Origin of the sequence: Congregibacter variabilis (assembly GCF_045689235.1) — a bacterium.
GTDB lineage: Bacteria > Pseudomonadota > Gammaproteobacteria > Pseudomonadales > Halieaceae > Congregibacter > Congregibacter variabilis.
Window position 1 is genome coordinate 122,731 of record NZ_CP136864.1, and the last position, 25,378, is coordinate 148,108.

Annotated in this window: 24 protein-coding genes and 1 CRISPR repeat array; of the genes, 18 read left to right on the forward strand and 6 right to left on the reverse strand. The window is 53.8% G+C overall.

What is annotated here, in order from left to right:
* Positions 1 to 4: 4 nt before the first annotated feature.
* The 3 genes from R0135_RS00495 to R0135_RS00505 form a co-directional block, all read right to left on the reverse strand.
* Positions 5 to 2,383, reverse strand: coding sequence for a putative bifunctional diguanylate cyclase/phosphodiesterase (locus R0135_RS00495; protein WP_407348306.1), 2,379 nt, complete (start codon positions 2,381 to 2,383; stop codon positions 5 to 7).
* Between the two features lie 313 nt (positions 2,384 to 2,696).
* Positions 2,697 to 4,001: a UDP-glucose dehydrogenase family protein gene (locus tag R0135_RS00500; protein WP_407348307.1), complete on the reverse strand. Its 1,305-nt coding sequence runs from the start codon at positions 3,999 to 4,001 to the stop codon at positions 2,697 to 2,699.
* Between the two features lie 52 nt (positions 4,002 to 4,053).
* Positions 4,054 to 5,067 carry an NAD-dependent epimerase gene (locus R0135_RS00505; RefSeq protein WP_407348308.1) on the reverse strand — a complete coding sequence of 338 codons (1,014 nt, stop codon included), beginning with the start codon at positions 5,065 to 5,067 and terminating at the stop codon, positions 4,054 to 4,056.
* A gap of 114 nt (positions 5,068 to 5,181) precedes the next feature.
* Between R0135_RS00505 and galE the strand changes: the two genes are divergently transcribed.
* Positions 5,182 to 6,213, forward strand: a complete 1,032-nt coding sequence (gene galE, locus R0135_RS00510) for a UDP-glucose 4-epimerase GalE (protein WP_407348309.1) — start codon at positions 5,182 to 5,184, stop codon at positions 6,211 to 6,213.
* Positions 6,214 to 6,237: 24 nt separating this feature from the next.
* On the opposite strand, the gene R0135_RS00515 is transcribed toward galE, so the two are convergent.
* Together R0135_RS00515 and R0135_RS00520 are read right to left on the reverse strand one after the other, a co-directional pair.
* Positions 6,238 to 8,832, reverse strand: a complete 2,595-nt coding sequence (locus R0135_RS00515; RefSeq protein ID WP_407348310.1) for an acylase — start codon at positions 8,830 to 8,832, stop codon at positions 6,238 to 6,240.
* A gap of 66 nt (positions 8,833 to 8,898) precedes the next feature.
* Complete coding sequence (locus R0135_RS00520; protein ID WP_407348311.1) at positions 8,899 to 9,858, reverse strand: ROK family protein; 960 nt, start codon at positions 9,856 to 9,858, stop codon at positions 8,899 to 8,901.
* 120 nt (positions 9,859 to 9,978) lie between these two features.
* On the opposite strand from R0135_RS00520, the gene ppk2 reads away from it, so the two are divergent.
* Complete coding sequence (ppk2, locus tag R0135_RS00525; RefSeq protein ID WP_407348312.1) at positions 9,979 to 10,944, forward strand: polyphosphate kinase 2; 966 nt, start codon at positions 9,979 to 9,981, stop codon at positions 10,942 to 10,944.
* Positions 10,945 to 10,961: 17 nt separating this feature from the next.
* Here ppk2 and R0135_RS00530 read toward each other — a convergent pair whose 3' ends face one another.
* Complete coding sequence (locus R0135_RS00530) at positions 10,962 to 11,915, reverse strand: MBL fold metallo-hydrolase (protein WP_407348313.1); 954 nt, start codon at positions 11,913 to 11,915, stop codon at positions 10,962 to 10,964.
* Positions 11,916 to 12,270: 355 nt separating this feature from the next.
* Here R0135_RS00530 and R0135_RS00535 point away from each other — a divergent pair, with 355 nt between their 5' ends.
* From R0135_RS00535 to R0135_RS00610, 16 genes are all read left to right on the forward strand, one after another.
* Positions 12,271 to 13,515 (forward strand): tyrosine-type recombinase/integrase, encoded by a 1,245-nt coding sequence (locus R0135_RS00535; RefSeq protein ID WP_407348314.1) that lies wholly within the window; start codon positions 12,271 to 12,273, stop codon positions 13,513 to 13,515.
* Positions 13,512 to 14,057: a hypothetical protein gene (locus R0135_RS00540; protein WP_407348315.1), complete on the forward strand. Its 546-nt coding sequence runs from the start codon at positions 13,512 to 13,514 to the stop codon at positions 14,055 to 14,057. The genes R0135_RS00535 and R0135_RS00540 overlap by 4 nt, the downstream gene beginning before the upstream one ends.
* 154 nt (positions 14,058 to 14,211) lie before the next feature.
* Positions 14,212 to 14,433, forward strand: a complete 222-nt coding sequence (locus tag R0135_RS00545; RefSeq protein ID WP_407348316.1) for a hypothetical protein — start codon at positions 14,212 to 14,214, stop codon at positions 14,431 to 14,433.
* 90 nt (positions 14,434 to 14,523) lie between these two features.
* Complete coding sequence (locus R0135_RS00550) at positions 14,524 to 15,102, forward strand: hypothetical protein (RefSeq protein ID WP_407348317.1); 579 nt, start codon at positions 14,524 to 14,526, stop codon at positions 15,100 to 15,102.
* Positions 15,099 to 16,736: an AAA family ATPase gene (locus R0135_RS00555; protein ID WP_407348318.1), complete on the forward strand. Its 1,638-nt coding sequence runs from the start codon at positions 15,099 to 15,101 to the stop codon at positions 16,734 to 16,736. Before R0135_RS00550 ends, R0135_RS00555 begins: the two co-directional genes overlap by 4 nt.
* Before the next feature lie 269 nt (positions 16,737 to 17,005).
* Positions 17,006 to 17,203 (forward strand): hypothetical protein, encoded by a 198-nt coding sequence (locus R0135_RS00560; protein ID WP_407348319.1) that lies wholly within the window; start codon positions 17,006 to 17,008, stop codon positions 17,201 to 17,203.
* Complete coding sequence (locus R0135_RS00565) at positions 17,200 to 17,493, forward strand: hypothetical protein (protein WP_407348320.1); 294 nt, start codon at positions 17,200 to 17,202, stop codon at positions 17,491 to 17,493. Before R0135_RS00560 ends, R0135_RS00565 begins: the two co-directional genes overlap by 4 nt.
* A complete protein-coding gene (locus R0135_RS00570; RefSeq protein ID WP_407348321.1) occupies positions 17,490 to 17,714 on the forward strand; it encodes a hypothetical protein in 225 nt (74 codons plus the stop codon). The genes R0135_RS00565 and R0135_RS00570 overlap by 4 nt, the downstream gene beginning before the upstream one ends.
* Positions 17,715 to 17,891: 177 nt before the next feature.
* Positions 17,892 to 18,248: a hypothetical protein gene (locus tag R0135_RS00575; RefSeq protein WP_407348322.1), complete on the forward strand. Its 357-nt coding sequence runs from the start codon at positions 17,892 to 17,894 to the stop codon at positions 18,246 to 18,248.
* Positions 18,248 to 19,651: a hypothetical protein gene (locus R0135_RS00580; RefSeq protein WP_407348323.1), complete on the forward strand. Its 1,404-nt coding sequence runs from the start codon at positions 18,248 to 18,250 to the stop codon at positions 19,649 to 19,651. Before R0135_RS00575 ends, R0135_RS00580 begins: the two co-directional genes overlap by 1 nt.
* 33 nt (positions 19,652 to 19,684) lie before the next feature.
* Complete coding sequence (locus tag R0135_RS00585) at positions 19,685 to 19,915, forward strand: hypothetical protein (RefSeq protein ID WP_407348324.1); 231 nt, start codon at positions 19,685 to 19,687, stop codon at positions 19,913 to 19,915.
* A gap of 546 nt (positions 19,916 to 20,461) precedes the next feature.
* Positions 20,462 to 21,112, forward strand: coding sequence for a hypothetical protein (locus tag R0135_RS00590; protein WP_407348325.1), 651 nt, complete (start codon positions 20,462 to 20,464; stop codon positions 21,110 to 21,112).
* Positions 21,109 to 21,567: a hypothetical protein gene (locus tag R0135_RS00595; protein WP_407348326.1), complete on the forward strand. Its 459-nt coding sequence runs from the start codon at positions 21,109 to 21,111 to the stop codon at positions 21,565 to 21,567. The genes R0135_RS00590 and R0135_RS00595 overlap by 4 nt, the downstream gene beginning before the upstream one ends.
* Positions 21,557 to 22,063, forward strand: coding sequence for a type I-E CRISPR-associated protein Cas6/Cse3/CasE (locus tag R0135_RS00600; protein ID WP_407348327.1), 507 nt, complete (start codon positions 21,557 to 21,559; stop codon positions 22,061 to 22,063). Before R0135_RS00595 ends, R0135_RS00600 begins: the two co-directional genes overlap by 11 nt.
* A gap of 22 nt (positions 22,064 to 22,085) precedes the next feature.
* Complete coding sequence (locus R0135_RS00605; protein ID WP_407348328.1) at positions 22,086 to 23,072, forward strand: RAMP superfamily CRISPR-associated protein; 987 nt, start codon at positions 22,086 to 22,088, stop codon at positions 23,070 to 23,072.
* Positions 23,073 to 23,120: 48 nt separating this feature from the next.
* Positions 23,121 to 23,486: direct repeats of the CRISPR family, unit length 36 nt; unit sequence GCTGAAGCCACCCTTGATTTGGGTGGTTACTAAAAC.
* Positions 23,487 to 23,705: 219 nt separating this feature from the next.
* Positions 23,706 to 25,304 (forward strand): DEAD/DEAH box helicase, encoded by a 1,599-nt coding sequence (locus R0135_RS00610; protein WP_407349855.1) that lies wholly within the window; start codon positions 23,706 to 23,708, stop codon positions 25,302 to 25,304.
* The last annotated feature ends 74 nt before the right edge of the window (positions 25,305 to 25,378 follow it).

A 25,378-nucleotide genomic window follows, 5' to 3' on the forward strand; every position in this document is an offset into this window, starting at 1 on the left:
TGCTTCAAGCCTGCTCCAGCTTGAAGCCACCTTCATCTGCATCTGCACCCCCATCTTGGCTTGTGCTGCGGTTCAATAGTGCTAACTGTCGAACGAAATGCTCTGGCGCAAGCAGTGCCCTAAGAGCTTCCAGCGGCACCGGCTGGCTGAACAAAAAGCCCTGGATGACATCTACCTCCTGATCACGGAAGAACTCGAGTTCTTCCATGCGCTCAACACCTTCAACCACCAGCTCAAGGCCCAGGCTCTTGGCCATAGCTATTATCGCGCGCACTAGCTCGACGTTTTGCTTACCCTTGGCGAGACCCACAACAAAGCTTCGGTCTATCTTCAGTTCATCGAGGGGAAAGCGGGTGAGGTAACTCAAAGAAGAATAACCCGTTCCAAAGTCGTCGATGGAGAGCCGAACCCCGAGGTCCTTGAGCCTGTGTACCATGGTGACAATGCTTTCCTGATTGCTCACCATCACCCCTTCGGTAAGCTCAATCTCCAGAGATTGTGCTGCGAGTCCAGACTCCTGCAGCGCTGATTGCACAGTGTCCACAAAATCATCGTGAAACTGCAAAGCCGATACGTTTACGGATACCTTTGGAATGGTGTGCCCTGAGGCCCTGAGTTCCACCAGGTCTGCGCAGGCTTTGCGTAAAACCCATTCGCCCACGTCGTCGATAAGACCCAGCTCTTCCGCGATGGGGATCCATTTAAAAGGTGGTATCAGCCCTTCATCCGGGTGGTTCCAGCGAACCAGAGATTCCGCTCCGGTGACTTCACCGGTGCGCGCGTTCACCTGGGGCTGGTAATGTAAAAGCAGTTGGTTGAGGTCGACAGCTCGACGCAGATCGTTTTCTAGCTGCAGCCGTTCGCGGTTAGCGCTCTCCATGGAGTCGTCGTAAACAACTACACGATTGCGGCCGCGTTTCTTGGCGTTAACCATTGCCGTGCCTGCCGCGCGCAGTAGGCTTTCAACGTTGTCTGCATGATCCGGAGCAAGCGCGATACCGATGCTGGATGTGACGATTATCTCCTGACGATCGATCAGGTAAGGTTCTGCCACAGCATAGGCCAAACGATCAGCAACACGCTTGGCCATATCTATGCTTTCAATTTGATTGAGCACCACTGTGAACTCATCCCCCCCAAGGCGGGAGAGGTCCATAAGTGAGCTCTCCTCATCGGAACGACGATGAAGTACGTCACTGTCGCGCACCCCTGCGGCCAGGCGTTCCGAAACCTCTCGAAGAAGTCGATCTCCTGCGGTAGCACCGAGGGAGTCATTGATACGCTTGAAGTTGTCTATGTCTACGTGCAGCAGACCCACATTCTGATTACCCCGTTGGGCGAGGCGCAGCAGCAAAGTCAGCTGCTCGGTGAAGAGTTTTCGATTAGGGAGCGAGGTCAAGTTGTCGAAGTAGGCAGCGTGGCGCAGTTTGCTGCGAGTTTCCGTGACTTTCTTTTCTGCGCTATCGAGTTCTTCGTTGCGACGGCTTAGTTGTTCGGTGCGTTCGTCGACCTTCATGCTGAGCATTTTTCGGTCGGTATCCATTTGTGTTGTGTAGCTATGCAAACCGGTGATGATGCCGTTGAGAACTTCAGCAATGTCACGAATCTCACCACTGCCTCTAATACGCAGCGGCTCACTTTGCTTTCCGGACGCAATATCGTCGGCAACACTCGCCAGCATTCCCAGAGGTGCTGTGATGCGGCGCGTAATAATGCGTGTGAGTATCCAGAATAGAAAAACCACGCCCAAGCCTATACCGGCGGATAAGGCGACTGTCGGGAGTGTCAGGCTCCAGAGCACTGTGCGACTAATGTCGACGCTGACATAAGCGGTGACGTAGACGCTGTTCACCAACTCGGGATAAGCGAGTGCGGCGGCAAAATCTTCGCGCCCCAGATTCTTCTTGGTAGGGTCAACCACGGATATGATTGGCAAGGTTAGCGATGTGGTGCGCTCGCCCATGCTCAGGCTGCTGAGCACATCCAATTCGGCAGGCACCGAACCTCCGGAAAGCGTCACAATGCCGCGATCCAGAGGTGACAGGTTTTTCCGCAGTTCCAGAAAACGCGGTAGAGGGTCGTTTTGGACCCAGGACTGGCTTTGTTGGCCAATAACGCCGCCGTCCGTGTCGTACAGGATGACCCGCTTTACCGCCGGAGACAGGCCCAGAAATCCATCGAGTGTTGCTTTTACGTCAGCGGGTTCGCGGTAGTAAGAGGTCAACTGAAGGTGTGGCTGACTGCCAACAAGGCTCGACGCCGCCAGAATCAGCGCATCACGTTGGTAGCTGAAGTCCCTTTGCCCAACAAAAACAGTCAGCATGACGCCCGCCAGAATAGCAAGCAGGGCTATAAGAAGGTTGATTTTACTCGCAATATTCATGATCGGAGCTCGGCTCCGTTTGCGTCTTGGTCAATCATGGCGAACCCCAGGTCCCGGGACAGTTTTTCGGGGTTATCAATTTGTCGCAGGCGGCACGCCCCCGTAACGATCTTATTGATACAAATATCTTCATCGCCTAGCGGTCCCTGCGCTTGTGACAATGCCTAAGGGCGACGCTATCACGCATCAGCATTGCTGGCTAGTTCAGCATTGGATGAAAATGGAGTCTCACACCGCTTGGGAGGCGGTCCCTTGTTGTTCCAACTGGGTCCGCGAAGCAAGGCAAATATTGAAGCTTGCGATGCCCCGGGGCTTACCTTCCGACGCTGGTGTAACGCAGTCCGGCGCGTTCCATTAATCCGCGCTCATAGACGTTGCGAAGATCGACAAAAACATCCCCGCGCATCGCTTCGCGCAGATCACTCAGGTTCAGGCCGCGATAGAGATTCCATTCGGTCATCAATACGACTGCGTCGGCATCCTTGATTGCATCATTGATATTCTCGGCATACTCCACACTGTCCGGCAGAAGGGGACGTGCCTCGTTCATGCCTTCGGGGTCATGGGCGATAATCGTTGCGCCGCGATCGATGAGAGCCGGGAGAATGGCGAGAGCCGGGGCATCGCGCATGTCATCGGTCTCAGGCTTGAAGGTGAGTCCGAGCACCGCAATACGCTTGTCTGCCTCCGAGCCGCCCAGGGCCTCACGAATCTTTGACACCATGCGGGCCTTTTGTGAGGCGTTGACTTCCACAACAGCCTCTACGATCCGACTTCCCACGCCGTGTTCCTGCGCCATACGATTCAGAGCCAGGGTGTCCTTAGGGAAGCAGGAGCCGCCATAGCCGGGGCCCGCGTGGAGGAATTTATTGCCGATGCGCTTGTCCATGCCCATACCTTTTGCAACGGCATTAACGTCTGCACCGGTTTTCTCACAAAGCTGACTCATTTCATTGATAAAGCTTATTTTGGTCGCCAGAAAAGCGTTGGCGGCGTATTTGATCAACTCGGCACTTTCAAGTCCGGTTACAAAAATGGGCGCCTCTATGAGGTTGAGCGGCCGATATAGTTCTCGAAGTAGTTCTTCTGCACGCTCGGCCTCCACGCCCAGGACCACGCGATCAGGACGCATGAAGTCACTGATTGCCGAGCCTTCGCGGAGAAACTCGGGGTTGGAGGCGACATCAAAGTCAGCATCTGGATTGGCCTTCTTAACAACGCGGGCGACTTCTCTGGCAGTGCCTACAGGAACCGTCGATTTGTCGACGATGACCGTGTAGCCCTGCAGATTAACGGCGATTTCTTCTGCCGCGGCATACACATACTTCAGGTCTGCGTGTCCGTCGCCGCGGCGGGTCGGAGTACCGACCGCAATAAAGATCAAGTCAGCGTTTGCCACGGAGCCGGCCACGTCAGTGGTGAAGGCCAGTCGTCCGGCGTCAGCATTTTTCCTTACCAGGTCGTCAAGGCCCGGCTCGTAAATCGGTATCTTTCCTTGCTGCAGGGCAGTAATGCGTTCTTCGAGCTTATCTACACAGGTGACCTTGGCACCGAATTCCGCAAAACAGGCTCCCGATACCAGCCCTACATAACCTGCTCCGATCATTACGACATTCATTTACGCGGTAGTTCCTGCTCAGAAAAAGTAAGTGGCGTCAGCTTATCCAAGCTCAGCCGGGTTGTCTGTAATAGTCCCGGAACCAGTCCACAAAATTCTGAATTCCCACCTTGGTATCCGTTGCCGGGCGGTAATCCACATAGTCGGCTAGAGCTTCGATGTCAGCGTAGGTGGCGGGAACATCTCCAGCCTGAAGGGGCAGGAACTCTTTGAGGGCCTCCTGACCCAGTGCGGCCTCGATGGCGGATATAAAATCCATTAAAGCTACGGGCTGGTTGTTCCCAATATTGAACAGGCGATAGGGCGCAGAGCTACTGCCGGGGTCTGGTTGAGCTGAGTTCCATTCATTGTTGCCCTGCGGTGGCTTGGCTAACAAGCGCGTCACGCCCTCAACGATGTCATCGATGTATGTGAAGTCGCGTCGCATCTGTCCCTGGTTGAAGACCTTGATAGGCTCTCCAGCCAGGATGGCTTTGGTGAACAAAAAAAGCGCCATGTCCGGCCGGCCCCAGGGACCATAAACCGTGAAGAAGCGAAGACCCGTGGTTGGTAGTCCGTAGAGATGCGAGTAGGTATGGGCCATAAGCTCATTAGATTTTTTAGTCGCGGCGTATAGTGATACCGGGTGATCTACATTGTCATGCACTGAGAAGGGCATGCTCGTGTTCATGCCATACACGGAGCTGCTCGAAGCGTAAATCAAATGTGAGGTTTTGGCATGGCGACAACATTCCAGAACGTTCATGAAACCGTCGATATTGCTGCTGATATAGGCTCTAGGATTTTCCAGCGAGTAGCGGACTCCGGCCTGAGCGGCGAGATTAATCACCGCGTCAGGCGCGTGGTCAGCAAATAGCTGCTCCATGGCTTTGCGGTCCTCGAGATCCAGCTGGACGAAAGTGAAGCCTTGCCGCGTTGTAAGTCTTGCGAGTCGATCTTTTTTGAGCTGCACCGAGTAATAGTCATTGAGGTTATCCAAGCCCACGATCTCGTGGCCATCATCGAGTAAGCGTTGGCTGAGATGAGAGCCGATAAAGCCGGCGGCACCGGTCACAAGAACACGCATTTGAACAACTCCTATGAGAAGACAGGCATGGTAGCAAAGACTCCTGGAAAAGATTGAGTCTATTCAGTTGCGGCTGGGACTGTTAGCTTAAGGTTTTTATAGAGGACTAGTTGGATGAGCGACAGCAAGCGCGTTTTGCTTACCGGCGGCGCCGGTTACATAGGTTCGCATAGCTGCCTGGCTTTTAGCGATGCTGGCTATAAGGTCAGCTTGCTGGATAATTTTTGTAACAGTTCGCCGGTGGTTTTGGAGCGTCTAGAGCAGATATTGGGATACCGGCCAGAGCTGCATGAGGCGGATATCCGTGATGAGCAGGCGGTGCAAGGCGTGCTGCAGGTAACCCGTCCCGATGCAGTGGTGCACTTTGCTGGCTTGAAGGCCGTCGGTGAGTCTGTGGAGCAGCCGTTGCACTACTACGACAATAATGTGTCCGGCACCCTGTCGCTGCTTCGAGCCATGCAGACCTGTGATGTTAAGCAGTTGGTTTTTAGTTCGTCGGCGACCGTTTACGGTGATCCTGCATCGGTGCCCATTACCGAAAGTTTTCCTCGCAGCGCAACCAATCCCTACGGGCGTAGCAAGCTTATCGTGGAAGATATGTTGATGGATTTTGTGGCATCAGACCCATCCTGGAAGGTCGCATTGCTGCGTTACTTCAATCCTGTGGGAGCGCATGAGAGTGGCTTGATTGGTGAAAACCCGTCAGGTATTCCCAATAATCTAATGCCCTTTGTCGCCCAAGTAGCCGTGGGTCGCCGGCAAAAACTCAGCGTGTTTGGTGGCGACTATCCCACTCGAGATGGCACCGGCGTTCGCGACTACATCCACGTCGTGGATCTGGCACAAGGGCACGTTTGCGCATTGGCAGCCTTGGAGCAGCGAGAGCTTGCCGAGCCTCTTATCGTTAATTTGGGTACTGGGACGGGTTACAGTGTTTTAGAGCTTGTAAAGGCCTTCGAATCGGCGAGTGGCAAAGATGTGCCCTTTGAGATCGTGGCTCGCCGGCCGGGCGATATCGCCGAGTGTTACGCGGACCCGAGCAGTGCTCGGGAGCAACTCGGGTGGGAGGCACATTTTGGCGTTGAGCGCATGTGCGAAGACGCATGGCGCTGGCAATCACAAAACCCCAATGGCTTTGATGCCTGAGTCAGTGACTGCCAGCAGATTCGGCTAGCGGGTGTCGCTGCTGCGCAGAATGCGAATTGACCTCACACTTTGAGCCACGTCATCCTCCTGGAATGCTACCTGGCGCCATTTTTTCTCTGCGTAAAGCGAGGTCTGGTCGCGAAAGTGCCGACTGTTAGGGTTGCCTGACTGACTGTAAGACAGCAGAGCTTCGGCCACTGGACCCTCATCGTCAAAACCCAATGTGTAAATAAAGCTGCTGCCGTGGACTACCGCATAGCCATCCTTGGTGAGGTACCGACTGTCAGCCACTTTTTCTGCCTTGATGCCTGAAATGGGCGACGCGGATGGATTGCCGGACATTTGCAGGTTCGCGACCCCTTCGAAGCCATTTCCTCCGTGTACCGGAATTGCTTTTCCAGCGCGCCAGGCAAACTGGGAGTCGCGCAGTGTCGCATCCAACGGTAGCCCAGCGGTTTCAAGTACCGCCATGGCATCGCGCAGAGACTGCACAGCAAACTCCGTCTCACCTAAGCCCGAGGGCGTCATTGCGGGACGCTCCACGTCAAAGTCCTCATCAAACAGCTTGCCGGCGTTGACTGTGTCGAGTCGGTCATAACGGGTGATCCACTCCCGAAAAAGGGGCGCACCCGGGCTGTCCAGATTGAGGCTGCCATCATAGGCCTCTAATACAGCACAGGCGTCTGCCAGATCTGCGCCTGCGCTACGGCAGCTGTCGATCAACTCGGGCAGTAGCAATTCTGCACTCAGGCCCCGATTGCCAAACAGTGCCCGCTGTATCTCGTGGATGTTGAAACGACCATCGTCGCCGGCATCGCCGTACTGATTTTCCAGCATGCGAATATTCATGCGCGTGCGCAGCGATCGGGCCGATTCGGTGGGGCCATAAAGTACCGAATAGCCGGCGAGCGGCTCTCTAGGGCTGCTTAGCCAATAGCTGTCGTTAGAGTTAAACACGTAATCTTTGCGCTCAATCTTCGGACGGTTTTCGAAGGGGACTGTGCCTGCGATGGGTACACTTGGATCGTCAATCCAGCTGTTCTCGGGGTCACTGCCATCGAGAAGCAACATTCGTCGTCCCGCGTACAGTTGCGCGGCGAGGGGGTCCTCTTTAAGGGAGTCTCGCCATTGTGCCTCTGCGTCTTTGCTCAAGTTCCCCACCGTGGAGTTGTCCAGATACAAAGCGCGCCCATCTTCGCTTGTTGCGATGGTGTTGACCCAGGGCATTGCGTTGTATTGACGGTGCGCCTCAATGAAGTCATCCAAAGAGGATGCTTCACCCATGGCCTTCCACTGGGCCAGCAGCGAATGATTGCCGACATTCGCATCCCGGGCGGCGTAGGCGTATTTTTCGTCCCAGGCCATGCCGGGCATTGTGAGTAATGGCCCGTGGATGCTCGTGTAGATCGTGTGCGTATGAGTGTTGATGCTTCCATTCTCACCGGCGACGGGGATTTCAATGGATCGAGGCTCGAGATCAAGCCATTGGTCACCGTAGCGATAGCGCAGCGGGTTATTTGGGTCGAGTGTTAAGCGATACAGAACCAGGCGTTGGCTAGCGGAGACCGTGTGCGTCCAGCCCAATGCTGAATTAAAACCAATCGCCACGCCGGGGCTGCCCAAAAGCTGAGCACCGTAAATATTCACCTTGCCAGGAATGGTCAGATGCTTCTCCCAGAATCGGCTTTCGCCGTACCAGGGATAATGCGGATTAGCCAACAGCATGCCTCGACCGTTTTCTGTGTACTCGCTGCCAAGCGCCCAGCCATTAGATCCCATGCCTTCCAATGCAGCGGCATCAAGCGCAGCTAGCTGCATAGATTGGTCTGTCAGTGAGGCTGTCTCTGGATCTGCATTAGGCGCTTTGACACCGGCAATGGCAGCGCTCATGCGAGGCAGCGTTTGAGCAGCGATGACCATGCGAGTCATTAAGTCCAGAGGGCTCGCCTCACGGAGCCAATCCGCGCCGCTGCACCAGGAGCTGTTCCGGGCGCCGGCGTGCTCGCGCAGATAGCGGTTAAAGCCCGCGGTATAGCCTGCGAGCCACGAGCGTACTTCGCGGTCCTGGGCGTCAAGAGCGACCCGAGCCTGGCCGCGCAGATTGAGTCCCCGAACAACCGCATCCAAAGCAATATTACTCTGCTTTACGCCGGGTCCCAGATACCTCGAGCTTTCGCCTCTGGCCTTGACGATTTCCAGAGCGATGTTGCACAGGTGATCTTCTGCCGCCGCGTAAGCTTCGCCATAGCCGAGCGCGCCGTAGTCATTAGCTTGAATATGGGGGACACCGTAAGGGCCTTTTCGCACTGTGACCTCATAGCGCTCTTGTGCGTCTACCCAGTCGAACACTCGCCGTTGTTGCTGCGCATAAGGCAGTGTCGATATCTGACGAGCCAAGGTTTGATACGCAACGGAGTCAAAGCGACTGCTTTGCATATCCTGGGCATATTCCAGAAGATCGCTGGCGTCTGGTCGATCTACGCTGGCTGCGGCGCTACCGGCAAAAAGTGCGGGTAAGACGAACAACGCCGCGACTCTGAAGCCGTGGCTTAAAGATACATTCGTATTGCCCCTAAGGTCTGACAATCTGGCAGTGAGGGGTCGGGTTTTGCGGGGCATGTGTTTCTCCAAGAGCTCTTGTTGTCGTTATCGTGTCGGCTATTCTGCACAGTCAGCTCAGCCTGTCTATGCAGGTACTTCAATGTAAGAGGGGGTTTCTCCGTGTTGCCAAAGCCGCGCTGCTCCGCGTATTCCGCTGCTGTCGCCGTGTTGTGCTGCATAAATCTTCGTGCGGCAAACATCTGAAAGCACCTGAGACCTGATCAGGTCAGGCGTTGATTTGTATATGAGTTCGATGTTTGAGAGCCCGCCCCCGAGAACAATAACTTCTGGGTCTACAACATTGACGACGCCTGCCAACGCGGCAGCCAGCATTTGTATGTAAGTCGAGATTGTTTGGCTATGCGGTCCATCGATGGCCTCGCTACTCAGCATTGCGACGTTGATACTTTGTTTGTGCAGTTGTTCATGAGTAAGAGCAAGTCCCGGGCCACTTAACCAGGTCTCGATGCAGTTTTGCCTGCCGCAGTAACAGGGGCGAGGCCTCACCAGCTCAGGGGCGAGGTCTGAAATTCGCTCCAGAGGCATGGCGTTGTGCCCCCACTCACCGCTTACGGCATTGGGGCCCTGGAGTAGCGCGTTGTTGATGAATAATCCGCCGCCGACGCCGGTACCGATGATGACGCCAAAAACACTCCGAGCGCCGTGTCCCGCACCATCGATGGCCTCGGACAGCACAAGACAGTCAGCGTCATTGGCGATACGCACAGCGCGTCCCGATACGTTCTCGAGATCCTGTTGGAGTAATTGACCGTTCAAAACGGTGCTGTTGCAGTTGCGCATCAGTCCGTTGGCTGGTGAGGGAGAGCCTGGCGTGCAAATGCCTAGCGGGAGCGGCGCTCCCAGTCCTGCTGAGTTTTCCAGGCTGTCACACAAGGCGGATATCTTCGATAGCAGTAGCGGATAATCAGCGACCGGTGTAGCGCAGCGCTTGCGGTGCACAAATTCACCGTTGGAGCTAACAAGCGCTGCCTCAATCTTGGTGCCGCCGAGGTCAACGCCCAAAAGCAAAGGTTCGCTTCCCATCAAATACTCCTAGCGCGCAAAAAACGCATGTTTTACGTGTTTCATTGATTGTAATCATTGCGGGTGGATACTGCCTGCGGCTCAATACCCCGATCAATTATTATCAGGGAACGGCAAGTGATGAGTGAGTCGGGTAAGCAACTCGCAGAAAATTCTAATACCTTGAAGGAGAGTGCTATTGACGGCGAGGAATCCCAGCAGGGAACTGGCCGAGCAGAGCGACTGCAACAGTTGGCGAAAATGCGCCACGATCCCGCCGCCATTCGTGAGCTATTTGTCTCCGGCGATTATCCCTACCACAGCAAAATGCCCCGGCGCGAGTACGAAGCAAAGAAGCAGGCTCTGCAGGTGGAGTTACTCAAGGTTCAGCAATGGGTAAAAGACAGCGGGCAAAAAATTGTGGTGTTGTTCGAGGGGCGCGACGCGGCAGGGAAGGGCGGCACCATAAAGCGCTTTATGGAGCACCTTAATCCCCGCGGTGCGCGGGTGGTTGCTCTGGAAAAGCCATCGGATCAGGAGCGGGGGCAATGGTACTTTCAGCGCTACATGAAGCATCTACCATCGGATGGTGAGATCGTCTTGTTTGATCGCTCCTGGTACAACCGAGCTGGCGTTGAGCGGGTGATGGAGTTTTGTTCTCCCGAGGAGTATCTGGAGTTCATGCGCCAAACCCCGGACTTGGAGCGAATGCTGGTGCGTAGCGGTGTACGTTTGTTTAAGTACTGGTTTTCGGTCACAAAAGATGAACAGCACGCGCGGTTTGCCCGGCGCAAAACCGACCCCTTAAAACAATGGAAGCTCTCTCCGATCGACCAGGCTTCCCTCGGTAAGTGGGAGGAGTACACCGAAGCGAAAGAAGCCATGTTTTTTTACACCGATACCGCAGATGCCCCCTGGACCGTCATCAAGTCGTCAGACAAGAAGCGCGCTCGACTGGCCTGTATGCAGCATTTTTTACACAGTTTGGAATACCCCGAGAAAGACGCGCACCTCGTTCGCAAGCCAGACCCGCTGCTGGTGGGTCACAGCCAGCACGTAATAGGTCGCTCCAGGCACATATTCGGCCCATCTGTGAGTGAATGGTAATCACTCTGTGCGCCGCACTAGGACGCTCTGGTAGCCGCGGACTGTCTGTTGCTCCACCAGGCAATGCCCTGGGCATTGAGAGACGCGTCCTGACCCAAGCTCTCAGCCTCAACCATCGTTTGATCTTGCGGAACTAATTTAGCGAGTTCACTTCGAGTCACATCGAGCACTGAGGCTTCCAGCGCATTGAGGTCGCCAGCATACGCATTGCCTAGCAGCGCGTAAGCGTCAAGTTGTCGCAGCAGGCGCTCGCGCTGCGCTGCTTCGAAGGTTAAAGCGCCAAAATGGGTAAGGTAGAAGAGTTGTGGCGTCGCTTCGCATAAAGCGTTTACGGACTCTTTGTAGAGCGCCGGGTCGAATTGCGTTGGCGTTGTTGCTGGCATTACAAAGGCGCCTTGCGCATAACGCTGTCGTGCATAGCTCACGCCAAACATGTCACCGCTAAACCAACCTCTACTTTGCTCATCGAATAGACAAAAGTGATGGTCTGCATGCCCCCGAGTGTGTTTCACGTGCAGCGGGCGATCACCCAACAATACTGTGTCGGCATCCTCGAGCACTCGTACGCGATGGGCTTCCACCGGGACGACGACGCCATATAGCTGGGCAAATAGAGCTTCCCCATACACTTGCTGCGAGCTGGCGATAAGGCGGGTCGGGTCGATCATGTGCGCTGAGCCCCTGGGATGAATCAACAGCTGGGCCTCGGGAAAGTGTTGGAGTAGCGCTCCCGCGCCTCCAGCATGATCCAGGTGGACGTGGGTAGGGATTACGTAGCGCAATTGCGCAGTATCGATGTCCAGTGCTTGAAGCGTGGCTAAAATATTGGTGAGGCTGTTAGCGGTGCCAGTTTCTATCAGAGCGCACTCACTCCCGGACACCACGAGATAGCAGCATGCGATGTTTGGGGCGGTATACAGGGCGTCGATGCAGTAAACACCGTTGCCCAGAGCTTGAAAAACAGGCTTCATGATCGTTACGTTACTGTTGCTTTACCAGCGAGGGATAGGGGTGAGACTGTTGCACGAAGCTGCGTCTCTAACCCGCCAGCTCATGCTTAGCCAGTCAGAGTAAAATAATGGTACCGAAGGCCGGACTCGAACCGGCACACCTGTTAAGGCGGGGGATTTTGAATCTAATTTTTGGTTACTTTCTAACCAATTGATATTTAACCCGTTTCCCGCCAGCACTCTCATAACTCCTTGAATTTATTAGTTTAATAGGTGGTATACGCATTATCTTGCTCTAGTTTGCAATTACCCCAGATTACCCCGACAATGTGCATGAGAATGTGCATGGCCCAAAATCATTGGGTAAAGGGATTATATGTCTACCGCCCGCAAAACCGATTATACGAAGCCTTTCCGGTTTACTAAAACCAGCCTCAGTGGGGTGCCTCCCAGTAATGGCAAGCTTGCCTACTACTACGACACGAAAGTGCCGCAGCTTGGGGTAACTCGGCAGGTGTCTGGGAAGCTGACTTACCACGTTCGCGCCATTGTCGAGGGCAAGACAGCCCGTGTCGGCATTGATAACGGCACGTTCCCCGGAATGACGCCAGAAACGGCAGAGAAGGCCGCGCTCAAGATGCTTGATTACATCGCAAGCGGTGGCAACCCTGTGAAGGATCGCAAGGCTAGCCGCGTTAAGGATGAGCTGGAGGACTTGACCGTTGAGGATGCACTGGACGCATTCTGCAAGGGCAAGCTCCGAAGACTACGTGGGGGTGAAAAGGTTCCGCTCAAAGAGGGGACAAAGGACAACTACCGCAAGACCATCAAACGGCTTTTGGGCGAGAAGTTGTACAAGGGGCCGTTAATAAAACTCACAGAGGCAATCATTAAGAAATGCGTTGACGATTCTGCGACGACAGTCGGCGCTACAGGGTGTCGGAGCTTGTCTTCCGTCTGGAACTGGACGAACAAACAGCAGAAGTATCGCGGCAAGCTGCCACCCAATCCGGTTAAAGAATATGCGGATTACAATGAAGGGCTGCATGTCAGCCCTCCGAAAGACCGGAGATTGATACACACCAAGAAAAATAATGAGTTCCCGCCGTTTCTGGCTGAGGTAAACAAGTTAGAAGCCGTCCATAAGGAGGCCGTGCTGTGGCTGTTATTGACAGGCAATCGCTCTGGCGAAGCGGAAGGCCTGGAGTGGTCTGACATTGATTGGAAAAGCGGCGAATACACTCTGCGTGATACTAAGAACCGCATAACAGCGAAGCTGCCAATCCCATCGACACTAGTGCGGCCCTTGAGGCTCAGGCGCAAGGCAGAGGGGAGGGTGTTCCCAGTTAAGACCCGCATACATGTCGGTAAATGTGCCGCAGCCATGGGTATTAAATTATCACCGCATGACCTTCGCCGGACTCATGCAGGACTGTGCGCTGAAGTTCTGCCGGGGACTTCCACCAAGCGCCTGCAGAACCGCGTGTTCAATGATGTATTGGATGATTATGTTGGCACTAGCGCAGACCTTCATGAAGAACTGGCAAAGGTGGAGCGCACCTTCTATGCACATGCAGAGCAGCCATTGGATAACGTAAAACACTTGGAGGTGGTCAAGTGAGTCGCGGCGAAAACATCGTTGAATACCTGGTTGATATGGCTGCCACAATATACGTCGATGATGAATACGGGCGCGCGCATCGCATTGCGCCACAGCTTGAAAACTTACCGCCTGACGTTTCTGGAAATCCTGAGTTGATGGCAAAACTTGAAAGAATCGCCTTGGCAGTGGCGGCTAGTGAATTTAGCCGCGCTGGGTTTCATTTAAAAAAGCCGTCGCGTGTTGATGAGCAAGCTGTAAAAGCGATGCAAGCTATACGCAGGCCCGAACTGCTTCACCGCCTTTATGCGAATCTTGGAAAGCAGCAAGCGCAAGAATTGTTTGTGCTATTGAGCAAAGGGCTTGACGGAGACCGCCCTACCTTGGATAGCACTACGTTAGCCGGCGCTGTCGCCGATACGTTGCGGTCCTACCGATTGCAAACCAATACGTCTAAAACCGGATTTCTTGTGCAAATTCTGAAAAGTATTGGTGAAGCAACGGGCATGAAAACAAACGCTGAATCCGCTGCAAGGGCGGCGCTAATCACGCCCAGCGAGTGATTGGGACGGCCAGCGTCCGAAACCCTAGTAAGTTTCTGTTTTGCCCCTTAACTTGATTGAGTACCGAATTTATATCTATATGGTTGGAGTCGTTCTTCATTAACGTGGACGGCTGACAAGTAAAGCCATCCGCAAAACAAAGGATGGCAAAACCATGCAAACCTCCCCCGACGATTTTTTCGCAGACCTCGTTTCTTATCGGCAGGCCGCTGCCTTAATGGGTATGAAGCCAGGCTCACTGGCAGTCGCTGTCTGCAAAGGCCGCGTACCCCTGACCCGTTATCGACGCGGGAAAGAAACTCACTTCAGTAAAAAAGAGATTGCCGCTGTGATGCAGCGCCGGGCTATCCCTGCGCCATTGCAGGCCAATGAATAAGAAGATAGTGCTCTAGTTTTTTAACGCCCAAAGAAAAGGCGCCCCGAAAGGCGCCTGTGTAGGCTTCAACCGATGCAGGTCGAACTTTGATTGTACCAAAAAATCAGCCTGCGCAAAAGAAATACTGGTCAAAAGCACTGTTTTTTAAGGCCAATTCTGCGAGAGATTGATATGGCGATTTTATCCCCGATGCAAAATAGCGCGCCTGTGCCACTGCGCCCAATATTTGAAAACTTCCCCAGCGAATTAACCCAAGCCGACCATTGGGTGCTGTGGAAATACGAACTTACTGACAAAGGCAAATGGACAAAGGTGCCGTACACGCCACAGAGGTGCAAGGCCAGCAGCACCAATCCAGCCACGTGGTCGCCCATTACTGATGCGGTCAGCGCCTACAGCGAAGGATGGGCCAGCGGTGTCGGCATCGTTTTAACGCAATCGCTGGGCATGGTCGCCCTTGATTTTGATGGCTGCACTGTCGAAGCGGCGAAGCCCTGGCTTTTTTCAGACAGCTACACAGAGCTATCCCCCAGCGGTAACGGTGTTCGCCAGTTTATCCGTGGACAATTGCCAGAAGGCGCAAAAAACAAATACCACCCGCCGAACATGAAAGAGTTGGAGATGTACGACAGCGCCCGCTATATGACGGTAACGGGGCACGCGCTATGAGTGCCGCAGAGATGCCCCAGGGCGCTATCAGAACCGTTGAGCCGTTTTTCATGGAGTCCTTCATAGAAGAACTGGCAAAGCATTCGCAAACAAAGGCAGGCGCTAATGATGCCCCTGCTGTGATTGTAGAGCCTACCGGCGAAGAGTTATCCGATGCCCACGTGATTGCGCGCATTCGCAAAAGCAAACAGGGTGCCAAGTTTGCAAAGCTATTCGATGACGGTGATATCAGCGCCTATAACGGCGACCACAGTGCTGCCGATTTAGGCTTGGCTGATGCTATTGGTTGGGGCTGCGGCTTTCGCCCGGAACAGATGGAGCGCATTTTTGATCAGAGCGCGCTGGGTATGCGCGACAAGTGGACAACGCGGCCAGATTATCGGCAGCGCACCATCAGAAAGGCGCGCTCAAAACAGCAGCAATTGGGCGGCAAGCCTGAATCGGTAAATCTCACTGTGTGGCAGCCTGCATCAAACCTGCTTCAAAGGCCGCTGTGTGCACGTTCACGCCTACTGGGCGATTGGATGCTGCGAACGCAAGTGTCAGTGATTACCGGCCCTGGCGGCGTTGGCAAGTCAGTCTGGAAGTTGGTGGTATTTGCATCACTGGCGATTGGACGCGATCTGCTAGATATCGCTGATGGGCGCACGGTAAAGCCTTTGCCGGTGCTGCTGCTTAATAACGAGGATGACCGGCTAGAGGTTGAGCTGCGGCTGCGCGGCATTATTCAGCTTTACCAGCTAACCAGCGCAGAGCGTGAACTGCTAGCAAAGAACCTGCACATCATCAGCAAACTGCACACTAGCCTAAAGCTGTGCCTAATGGACGCCAGTGGCGACATAAGTGCCAGTGATGCTTTGAATCAAGTCAGCACGTACTGCGCTGCAAACGGCATTGCGGCGCTGGGATGCGACCCACTGGTGTCACTGCATAACGTGAATGAAAACGCGAACGGCGAGATGGAGCAGGTCATGGACCATCTACGCGGGCTAGCCTTAAAGTACAACCTGGCGTTGATGGTCGCCCATCACGTAAAGAAAGGCGCAGAGGCCGGCGATGTTGATGGTGCATCCAGAGGGGCAACGGCGGTCATTAATGCGGCACGCAGAAACGCCCTACTGACCCGCATGACGCCCAGGGAAGAAAAGAACCTACTGATTGAGGATGGCACGCGCACAAGCTACGTGCGGCTGGATGACGGCAAGCAAAACTATGGCCTGCCATCAGACAAGGCCCGCTGGTTTCGATTGCAGTCAGCATCCTTTGCGGCCACAGATGAAGATGGTGCGACAGTCTTTGAATCAGTGGGTGTGCCCATGCCTGTTGATTTGCAGAAACGCCCCGACGATGGCGGCGTAGAAATTGGCCCTAGCGACATTCTTAAACACTTCGATGATGAGCCTACCTGGCCGCTGCGGCTGACAGACCACTATGGCCGCTTGGCTGCTGTGTTTGGCGTTAAGTCTGACCAGCAAGTGCGGAAGCGCCTGGAAATGTTGCCCTTGCTGCATATAGACAATTACGACCCCAGTGCCGCTGCAATCGGCCACGTGGGTGCAAAGACTTATCGCATCTGGCGTGTACGGCGTAGCAAAACAGCCGGCGTAGAAATTCACCGGGAATTGGTGCAATGACCCCCTTTGCGCTTGCGCATTCTTTGCGCATCCAAAGGCGCAAACCAGTAAACACAAGGGGTACAGGTAGTTTGACAGTCCTTTGCGCGTGTGGCCCTTGCGCAAAGAAAAAACGACCCCCTGAAACCCGCATAAACAGTGCTTTGCGCCTTTGCGCCTTTGCGCCCCCTAAAGGGGGAGTTTATGCGCAAACGCAAACGCCCCCGAAGGGGTGCCGCGACAGCGGCAAGACAAAGAACCACCCACAACCCTGTAACGGAGATTGACCCATGAGCATGAATCCCAATACATCACAGCAACGCCGACAGGCAGTAACCGCAAACGATTTGATGAAAGGCTATGACTGGGGCGAACAGACGGAGCTTGTGCGTTCGATGCTCACAAAGTTCATGGCCATGTCTGCCGATGGTCAGCAGCGGCTTGTTGACTTGCTTGACGCGAAGAGAATCAAGGAGAGCGCACAATGAAAAACCTACCCAAGCCCTGGCGCATCGTGCGCGATCAGCAAAAGGATGGCACCCATTTCCGCAACCTTGTGGTGGTTGGCCCCGGCATTATGAAAGACGAGCGCAAGTATTGGCTGGCCTTCAACATAAAGCAGAACAAGTTCAAAGAAACAGAGTGTCTGCGTTATATGCGGCGTCAGGATAGCCAGATCGTGCGGGCCATTGGGCGGGTGGTGCGATCCACTCAGCCCGCTGTAATTGAGGACAGGGAGTTTTACACGATGGATGCTTACGAGGCGGGCTGGCGATGACTGTGCACTCCCTAACGCTGCCGTCAGAGATTAGTGCAGGCGCCCTAGATAACGTCCTGGTCAACGATACGGATATGTTGGCCCTTTGGTGCCCTGAGACCCGACAGGCCGCTGTGTATATGCACGCGCTGTCTGAGTGGACTGTGGTGGCTTTTGAGTCACCGGCTGAAGTGATTGATTTTGTAAAACTGCTGGTAGTTGAGCCTTTGGGGCACGCTTAGAAATCGTCGCGATTTTCGGGCTTTTTTTGGGGGGTACCCTTCGATCCGGTCCCAAAAAGAGATATACAATCCCCCGCCTTAATAAATATAGTGTTTGTAAATCATATACTTACGAAAGTATAATAGACCATGCACATTATCATGCACACTAGACGGCAATTAGGCGCGGTATAGCCCATGAATAGCAAGGCACCCCAGCCCACTACAGCCTTCGAACCGAACTGGATAGCGAAGCTCGATGGTCGCACCGGGATCGCCCAAGAGATGCGCACACGCTGGCGCACGATGACGGACGATCTTGGCGGTGAGGATGGGCTCAGCTATGCACAGCGCAGTCTAGTCGAGCGCGCCCTGTGGCTTGAGTTCTGGCTACGGGAGCAGGAGCGTTCACTAGCCCAGGGCGATGAGTTTGACGTAGGCAAATGGGTACAAGCTGCCAATAGCCTGCAAGGCATCCTTGCCAAGCTGGGCCTTGAGCGCGTAGCGCGTGACGTTCCAAGCCTTAACGATTTCATCAAGGCGCGGGTAGCCTAATGGGCGGTATCACCATCATTGACTTGATGACTGACCCGCAGCTATTCGGCAAGCAATTCCGTGGGCCATCCTTTGAAGCGTGGCGCGTCCTACTGGCTGGCTTTTATGGCTTACCCCTTACCGATGAGCAGGCTGTGGTGTGGCATGAGCTGACAGGCCGTGACAAGCCCGCAGGTCCACACGATGAGCTATGGCAGGCCATCGGTAGGCGTGGCGGTAAAACGCAGATAGCGGCCCTTCTGGCGGTCTATGAGGCTTGCTTTAGAGACCACGCCCCAAAGCTATCGCCGGGCGAAGTGGCAACGGTGATGTGCATTGCCGCAGACCGCAAACAATCACGCAGCCTTATGCGGTACATCGTCGGCTTGATGGAATCCAATCCCATGCTGAAGCGGCTGATTGTACGGCAGGATCGTGAAAGCCTTGAGCTATCCAATCGGTGCGTGATTGAGATTGCAGCGGCCTCCTTCCGCAGTGTTCGCGGCTACACCTTGCGTGCTGTGCTGTGTGATGAGATTGCATTCTGGCGCAGTGATGAGTCAGCCAATCCAGACAGCGAAATCATTGCAGCATTGCGCCCGGCACTGGCAACCCTCAACGGCCCGTTGATTGCTTTGTCATCACCGTATGCAAAGCGTGGTGAGCTTTGGCACAACTACCGCCGGCACTTCGCCACAGACAGCCCTGTATTGGTCGCACAGGCGCCATCACGCACGATGAACCCTGGACTACCACAGCGTGTGGTTGATGCTGCAAAAGACCGTGACCCCGTAGCAGCGGCATCGGAATACGGCGCTGAGTTTCGCAGTGATATTCAGAGCTTCATTGACCCGGTGCTACTGGACAGCCTTACACGTTCCGAGCCTGCGGTATTACCGCCAGCACCGGGCATCAAGTACACCGCGTTTGCTGATCCCTCTGGTGGCGGCCCTGATGGCTTCTCATTGGCTATCTGTCACCGCGAGCGCGATACCGTCATTGTTGATTTAGTCACAGAGCGCACCCGAACCAACCCCGCCAGCGTGGTGAGTGAGTATTGCAAGATTTTGCAGCAATACCGCATTCAGGTAGTGGGCGGCGACAAGTATGCCGGCCAGTGGGTGGCTAATGAGTTTTCGCGTCATGGCGTGCGCTACAACTACAGCGCCAAGAATCGCAGCGAGTTGTACATCGACACGCTGGCCATGCTCAACGCCGGCGAAGTTGAATTGCCCCCGGTGGACAAGCTGGCGCGTCAGTTTGCCAACCTTGAACGGCGCACATCACGCAGTGGCCGCGATTCGATTGATCACCCCCCAGGTTTACACGATGACCTAGCAAACGCAGTTGCGGGTGCCGTGGTATCGCAACAAAAAGACCGACAGTGCATTACGCCCATTTTCGGTCAGGTAAGAACGCTTTGATTTATCAATACCCAATCCATTAAGGAGATTGTTATGGACACCATTACAGAACAGTACGGCAAGGTTAAAGAAGTGGTTCGCCACTGTGTATTTAGTCCCGATCGCGCGGCATTCCTGACCGAGTGTCAGGCCAACCTATCGGATCCGGTAGTCAACTCAAACCCGAACATCGACGGCCACGGGGACCACAGTGCGCTTTTTCTTGAATTGACTGCTCCCCACCGTGCAAAAGCGATTGAGCTGATTCAGGCGGCGAAAGTCTAGGAGGCGATCATGACGAAAACCTACGACAACGCATTTGATGCGCACACGTGCCGGCTTTGTAGGAAGACTGCAGGTCTATTGGTCAAATGATCTTCGGACGCACATCATCCTCGGAGAAATGCAGAAAATCGGAGTGGCAACGTAAATAGTTAAGTAGGTCTTCTCCAATCGCAACCAAATGGATTCCTAGTTATAGCACCCACGGACTACAGCCGGCTCTGCTCAACGATTAGACAGCTACATCGAGAAGCGGCAGATCCCTATCGAGATGTCCACACCGAGAGATTGACTGCTCTCTACGATTGAATAGATGTGAAAGCAGGTCTGCCCCCGCACGAGCACAGCGCAGAGGTGCGCGCAGCATTCCGCTCTATGAGCGATGATTAAAGGAATGCGGTGGTTAGGCAGGCATGCAGGATGATGATAGTCACCTTATTACGGCCACTTGCATTCGATAATGAAAGCGAGTGTAATTCTGATCCCTCATGCATTTATTGTGACACTTTTAGCCTCTTTTGGTTTTTCGGGCTGTCACGAGACAACTCAATGGACAGGCTTACAGTTACCGCGAAGCTGCGAACGCCGTTTGTTTCGAATGGTAGTTACTGGACTCTGGACGCGCTGCTCGCGGCGGTGATCTTTGATCAATGTCAGAATGTCGAGCTAGCGCATACCTCTGTTCCGGTTCGATCGAGTAACGATCTTTTTCACGCCAGTGCAGCGATTATTGAGCCCGTTGAAAAAGATCGAATTAGTTTTGTGGCTAACCTAAGAGCTGATCACGCGCTCGATCCCATCCTAATTGCCAAGAACAAGAGCGGCAAAAATCTACACACAAAGTTAGGTAGAACGCGGCGTAGAGATTTCGGAGCGGTGATGAATAGCTATTCCGTCATTTCTGCAGACGAGATATGTTGGTTTTGCGAGGGCGATGGCGAAGAGATCGACCGGCTGCTGCAACCCGTCAGCTTTATTGGTAAACGCAGGGCCAGCGGTTTTGGTGAAGTGGATTCCTGGTCGGTCGAAGAGGGTGACTTGGACGGGGTCACAGGCGTTATGGGTGAGCCATTGCGTCCCGTCCCGGTGGAACTCTTTGAGGGCGACAAAGAAAGCATCAAGGTCGACGCCGCATGGCGGCCCGCCTATTGGCATCCCGCAAATCGCGCTATCTGCTTCGCACCAGAGCTTCCCCTATGAATACGTATGAATTCTTTAACGCACACTTTGGTCGACACCTGGTCACGCAGCAAGGCGAGCCGCATGAAGCTGCTCAGCGCTGCCTGTCATCGAGTCATAAGCTAGCTAAGGGGACCTCTGGCCGCCTCGCTTCCGGCTGGGCAGTGGTAAAGGCTGGTAGGGGTACCGTGCAGCTAAAGCTGGCGACGGAGGGCCTGGAGTATTCAGACATAACGCGCTACGAAGCATTTGCAAAGGAATTGGAAAACTGGGATGGCGAGCCGATGATGCTACTGGTCTTTGATAAAAAACCATTAAGCATTGATAAGCTTTTTATAACTGCAGACCTTCGTGCGGTTCGGATCTGTACGCCAGCTGGCGTGCAGTCGTTTGATTGGACGCAGCCACCAGGAGACTCTTCACCTGCTTACCAACGAATCATGTCCAGTCAGCTGAAAAAACAAAATGCCGCTTGAGTACGTGATCAGTAAACCCGCTACGCTGGGTGGATATGCGCTGCATCGTCTCGTAATGGGATTGACGAATGGGGAGTCCGCGATCTTCGTTGACGCGACCGATAAGCTAATAGTTCGCACCGCAGCTGCGATCGATGCCGACAGTCGGCCTATTGTCGAACGGCAAGCAGGCGATGTTTTAGCCTTCGAGTTGCGCGCCTCATGTAGCAAGAAAGTAAAGGGTAAGCACCGGTATTTTGATTTAAGTGACTGGCGCGCACGGCATGATTGGTTGAGGCGTAAAGGCTCACAGCTCGGGTTTGAGGTCATGACCGTCCATTGTGTCCCGGATATTGCGACAATTGACAATGGAAAAGGTCGTCGCTTTTCAGTCGACAGCACTGATTTTGTGGGTGTTCTTAAAGTTATTGATCCAGATATTTTTCACAAAGCCCTCGTTCATGGCGTCGGAAGTACAGCCAAAACGTTTGGGCATGGATTCTTGTTAGTTACCTGACGCACAGGAAGGAGTGGACGTAATGTTGGTGGTTAAAGCTGTATTAAACACTGAGGGCCCCCTATCGATAGCGATGCCCGTTCCAGAGGGTGGACGCGCCAATAAGTGGGGCCAGTTTCCTGTTATGACGCGGGGAGTGGATGAGGATGGAAACAAACTTCAAACGGGGTACTTGCCGGCGTCTACACTTCGCGGATATTTGCGAAGGGCAGCTGTGCTGCCTGATATGCAGGCCGCGGCTGAGGCAGGCTCGCCTTACCGATTGCCTAAAGCTTATGCTGAGCTGATTGGCCAAGACGCTGCGTCAGAGCAAGCATCAGGCGACATTGATCTTGTTGCGTTGCAAGCGCAGCGCGCGAGCAGCCCGATTCTTGACCTATTTGGAAGCGGCCTCGGTATCAAGTCCCGCCTTCGGGTCAGTCACTTTCTCCCAAGTGTGAATGTACTGCCTGATGTCTTTAGCGGCACCCGTAAAGATCTGGACGATAGCGAACAGGCTTTCAACTTGCTCAACGAGGCGGATCGAGAGTCGTTCGCTAACCGATCGGAATCCAACAACAAGCGTGCTGAAGCGTCGAAGCTAGTTAAGACGCTTAAGGCGCGTTTGAAAAAATCTGAAAAAGCGGGCGACGATATCGCTGAGATCAAAACTCAAATCGAAGCAGCTGAGCGCCTGCAAGAGAAATACGAGGCACTAATGGGCGACATGCAAAACAGTAGCCGCACGATTCTGGAGCATCACGCGTTGCCGGCGGGCTTAGAACTGCACGGTAAGCTAGTTATAGAACGCGACACTGATAGAGATATCGAGTTGCTACTGCGGGGCCTCGATGCGCTATCACTTGATCCAAAGTTGGGGGCGCAGGCGGCCCGCGGCTGTGGTGAGATATCGGGTACGTTTGATTTTTACCGTAATGGGTTGCTTTTCAAGCGAGTGAGCGTAGGCAGCTATGAGCCTGCGAAGGTCACAGACTTTGATATTGCGGAGGGCGCCGCGCAGTTTTTTTGAGCCGGCAACGGAGTTTTGTTATTGCAATCATTAGGTTACGTCTGACCAGCTGAAGCCACCCTTGATTTGGGTGGTTACTAAAACTCCTCAAGCTTCATCCAGAACTCAATAGCTGCTGAAGCCACCCTTGATTTGGGTGGTTACTAAAACAGGTGTGGGAGGGTCGCTACACCCAACTTAGCTGAAGCCACCCTTGATTTGGGTGGTTACTAAAACAAGAAGCACGAACACCCATTGGATTACTTTGCTGAAGCCACCCTTGATTTGGGTGGTTACTAAAACTAGAGAGTGCTCAGTACGTTCTTCTCTAGTGCTGAAGCCACCCTTGATTTGGGTGGTTACTAAAATTGCTTTAGCCATTGATCGTATGCTTGAGCCGCTGAAGCCACCCTTGATTTGGGTGGTTACTAAAACTGTTCAAGTTTTTACTCTAGTTCAAGCTTTGAAAAGCCACCCCAGCTTAGGGTGGTTGTTAAGTCAGATGCTTTTGTGTCGATGAGAAAAACACATGAACTTCTGGAATCTGGGTGCATCGCATCTGCTTGAAATCTGGTTCGGGTGTGTCCCTAAAAAAGCTGACCAGTGCAGGAAAGACCACGAGAAACGTATAGAGTCGGGGGTTGTAAGTTGAATATGCAGAGTCAGTTTAGATCAAAAGAGCAGGCTAATTTTTCCCGCATCGTGTCGCAGCATATGCTGGAGCTCGACGCGCCGCTGTTACTTGAGGGCGGAACAGGTCTAGGTAAAACCCGTGCTTACCTGCGGCCATTAATAGATTCGGGCCGCCGTGTAGCTATAGTGTTGCCCACACACCAATTGATTCAACAGCTACTCGAATCGAAGGATCTTCATGCCACTCAAGGGCAGGCCAGTGTTGTAGCGTTTAAGCCAGCTAGATTCTTTGATGATAGAAATGAATACCTTGAGCATCGCGCCGTCGCGAAAGATGCCCAAGTACTTTTGTGCACCAGTGCCAGCGTCATCATCGATCAGCGATTGGGGGGCGAGTACAACGGTGTAATTGAACGCGACTACATATTATTCGATGAAGCTGACCAGTTGCCTGGAGTGGCCGCCCTACAATCAGACCGGGAGATCGCAGCGAACGATATCGGCCTGTTGGGAATTAAGCAGACGACCGCACAGGGCGTCGCTGAGGCCATCCTGTCCAAGCGAGCAATTGTGGCACCCGAAATACGCGCCGCTGCGAAGATGATACTGGAGGCTATCGAGGAGCCCGCGTGGTATCACGCGGCGGGTATGACGGATGATGGGGCTGCAGCATTATTCCATCGCTTGCCGGGTAGATTGCTCAAAAAAATTGCAAACCGAGGCAACGTTGCTTTTGTCTCCGCCACCCTTTCAATTGCTGGCAAATTCAACGACTTCAAGTCCGCTCTTGGGATTGGATTAGAGAGTCGTTTATCCGCGTCTATAGAGCCTGAGCGTCACGGTACGCTGCGCTTTTCGTTTGATGGCGAACATGCCGTAGGTTCAGATGAATGGATCGATACAGTGAAAGCGACTTTGCTAGATGTTGAACGTCCATGTTTGGTAATTACCCCTAGTCACACGCTGTCTCTTGAGCTCGCGATAGACGGAGCCACAGTACGAACTGCTGAAGAGACGACCGCTGATGCTGTCTCACGTATGGATGACGACTTATTGATTGCGGCAGGGGCTTGGGCTGGACTTGATACGCCAGTCCATTGGCGTGCGATCGTCATCCCACGGGTTCCTTATGCTGCGCCTACTGTATTAGATGAGCACGTAGAGTCAAGCTACATCAATATGCGCAACGAAGCAGTCAGGCGAATGCGGCAAGGGATAGGCCGTGGGTTGCGTAAGCCTGATGCGGTCTGTCATGTGTATGTGATGGACCCTAGAGCGTCAAAGCTCTCCGGTTTTGTGCCGCGACGATTTTTAGATGATTGGAAAATTAAGCTAACTGAGGGTGGCCGACGCACCGTTGAACTCTCACAGATAGAGCGATCAAGCTACTACAGGAAGCTAGCCCTTAGGCACTACGGAAAACAATGCCAAGCCTGCGACTTTGTTCCAACGGCGGACCGGCAGCTGCACGTTCATCACCTTTTTCCGTTAGCTGAGGGGGAGCGGCAGACAACGCTCCAAGACCTCGCTGTGCTCTGCGCTAACTGCCACGAGTTGGCTCACTCTGAGTCCCCGCCGCTTTCGCTCGAAGAGTTAAGAATTCTCGCCAATGATGGTTAAGCGATGCTGGAGCAGTGATAGGTTAGCTGGAAATCTCATCGTCTTCAGAGCAAAAATTAGAGCCGTTCACTAAG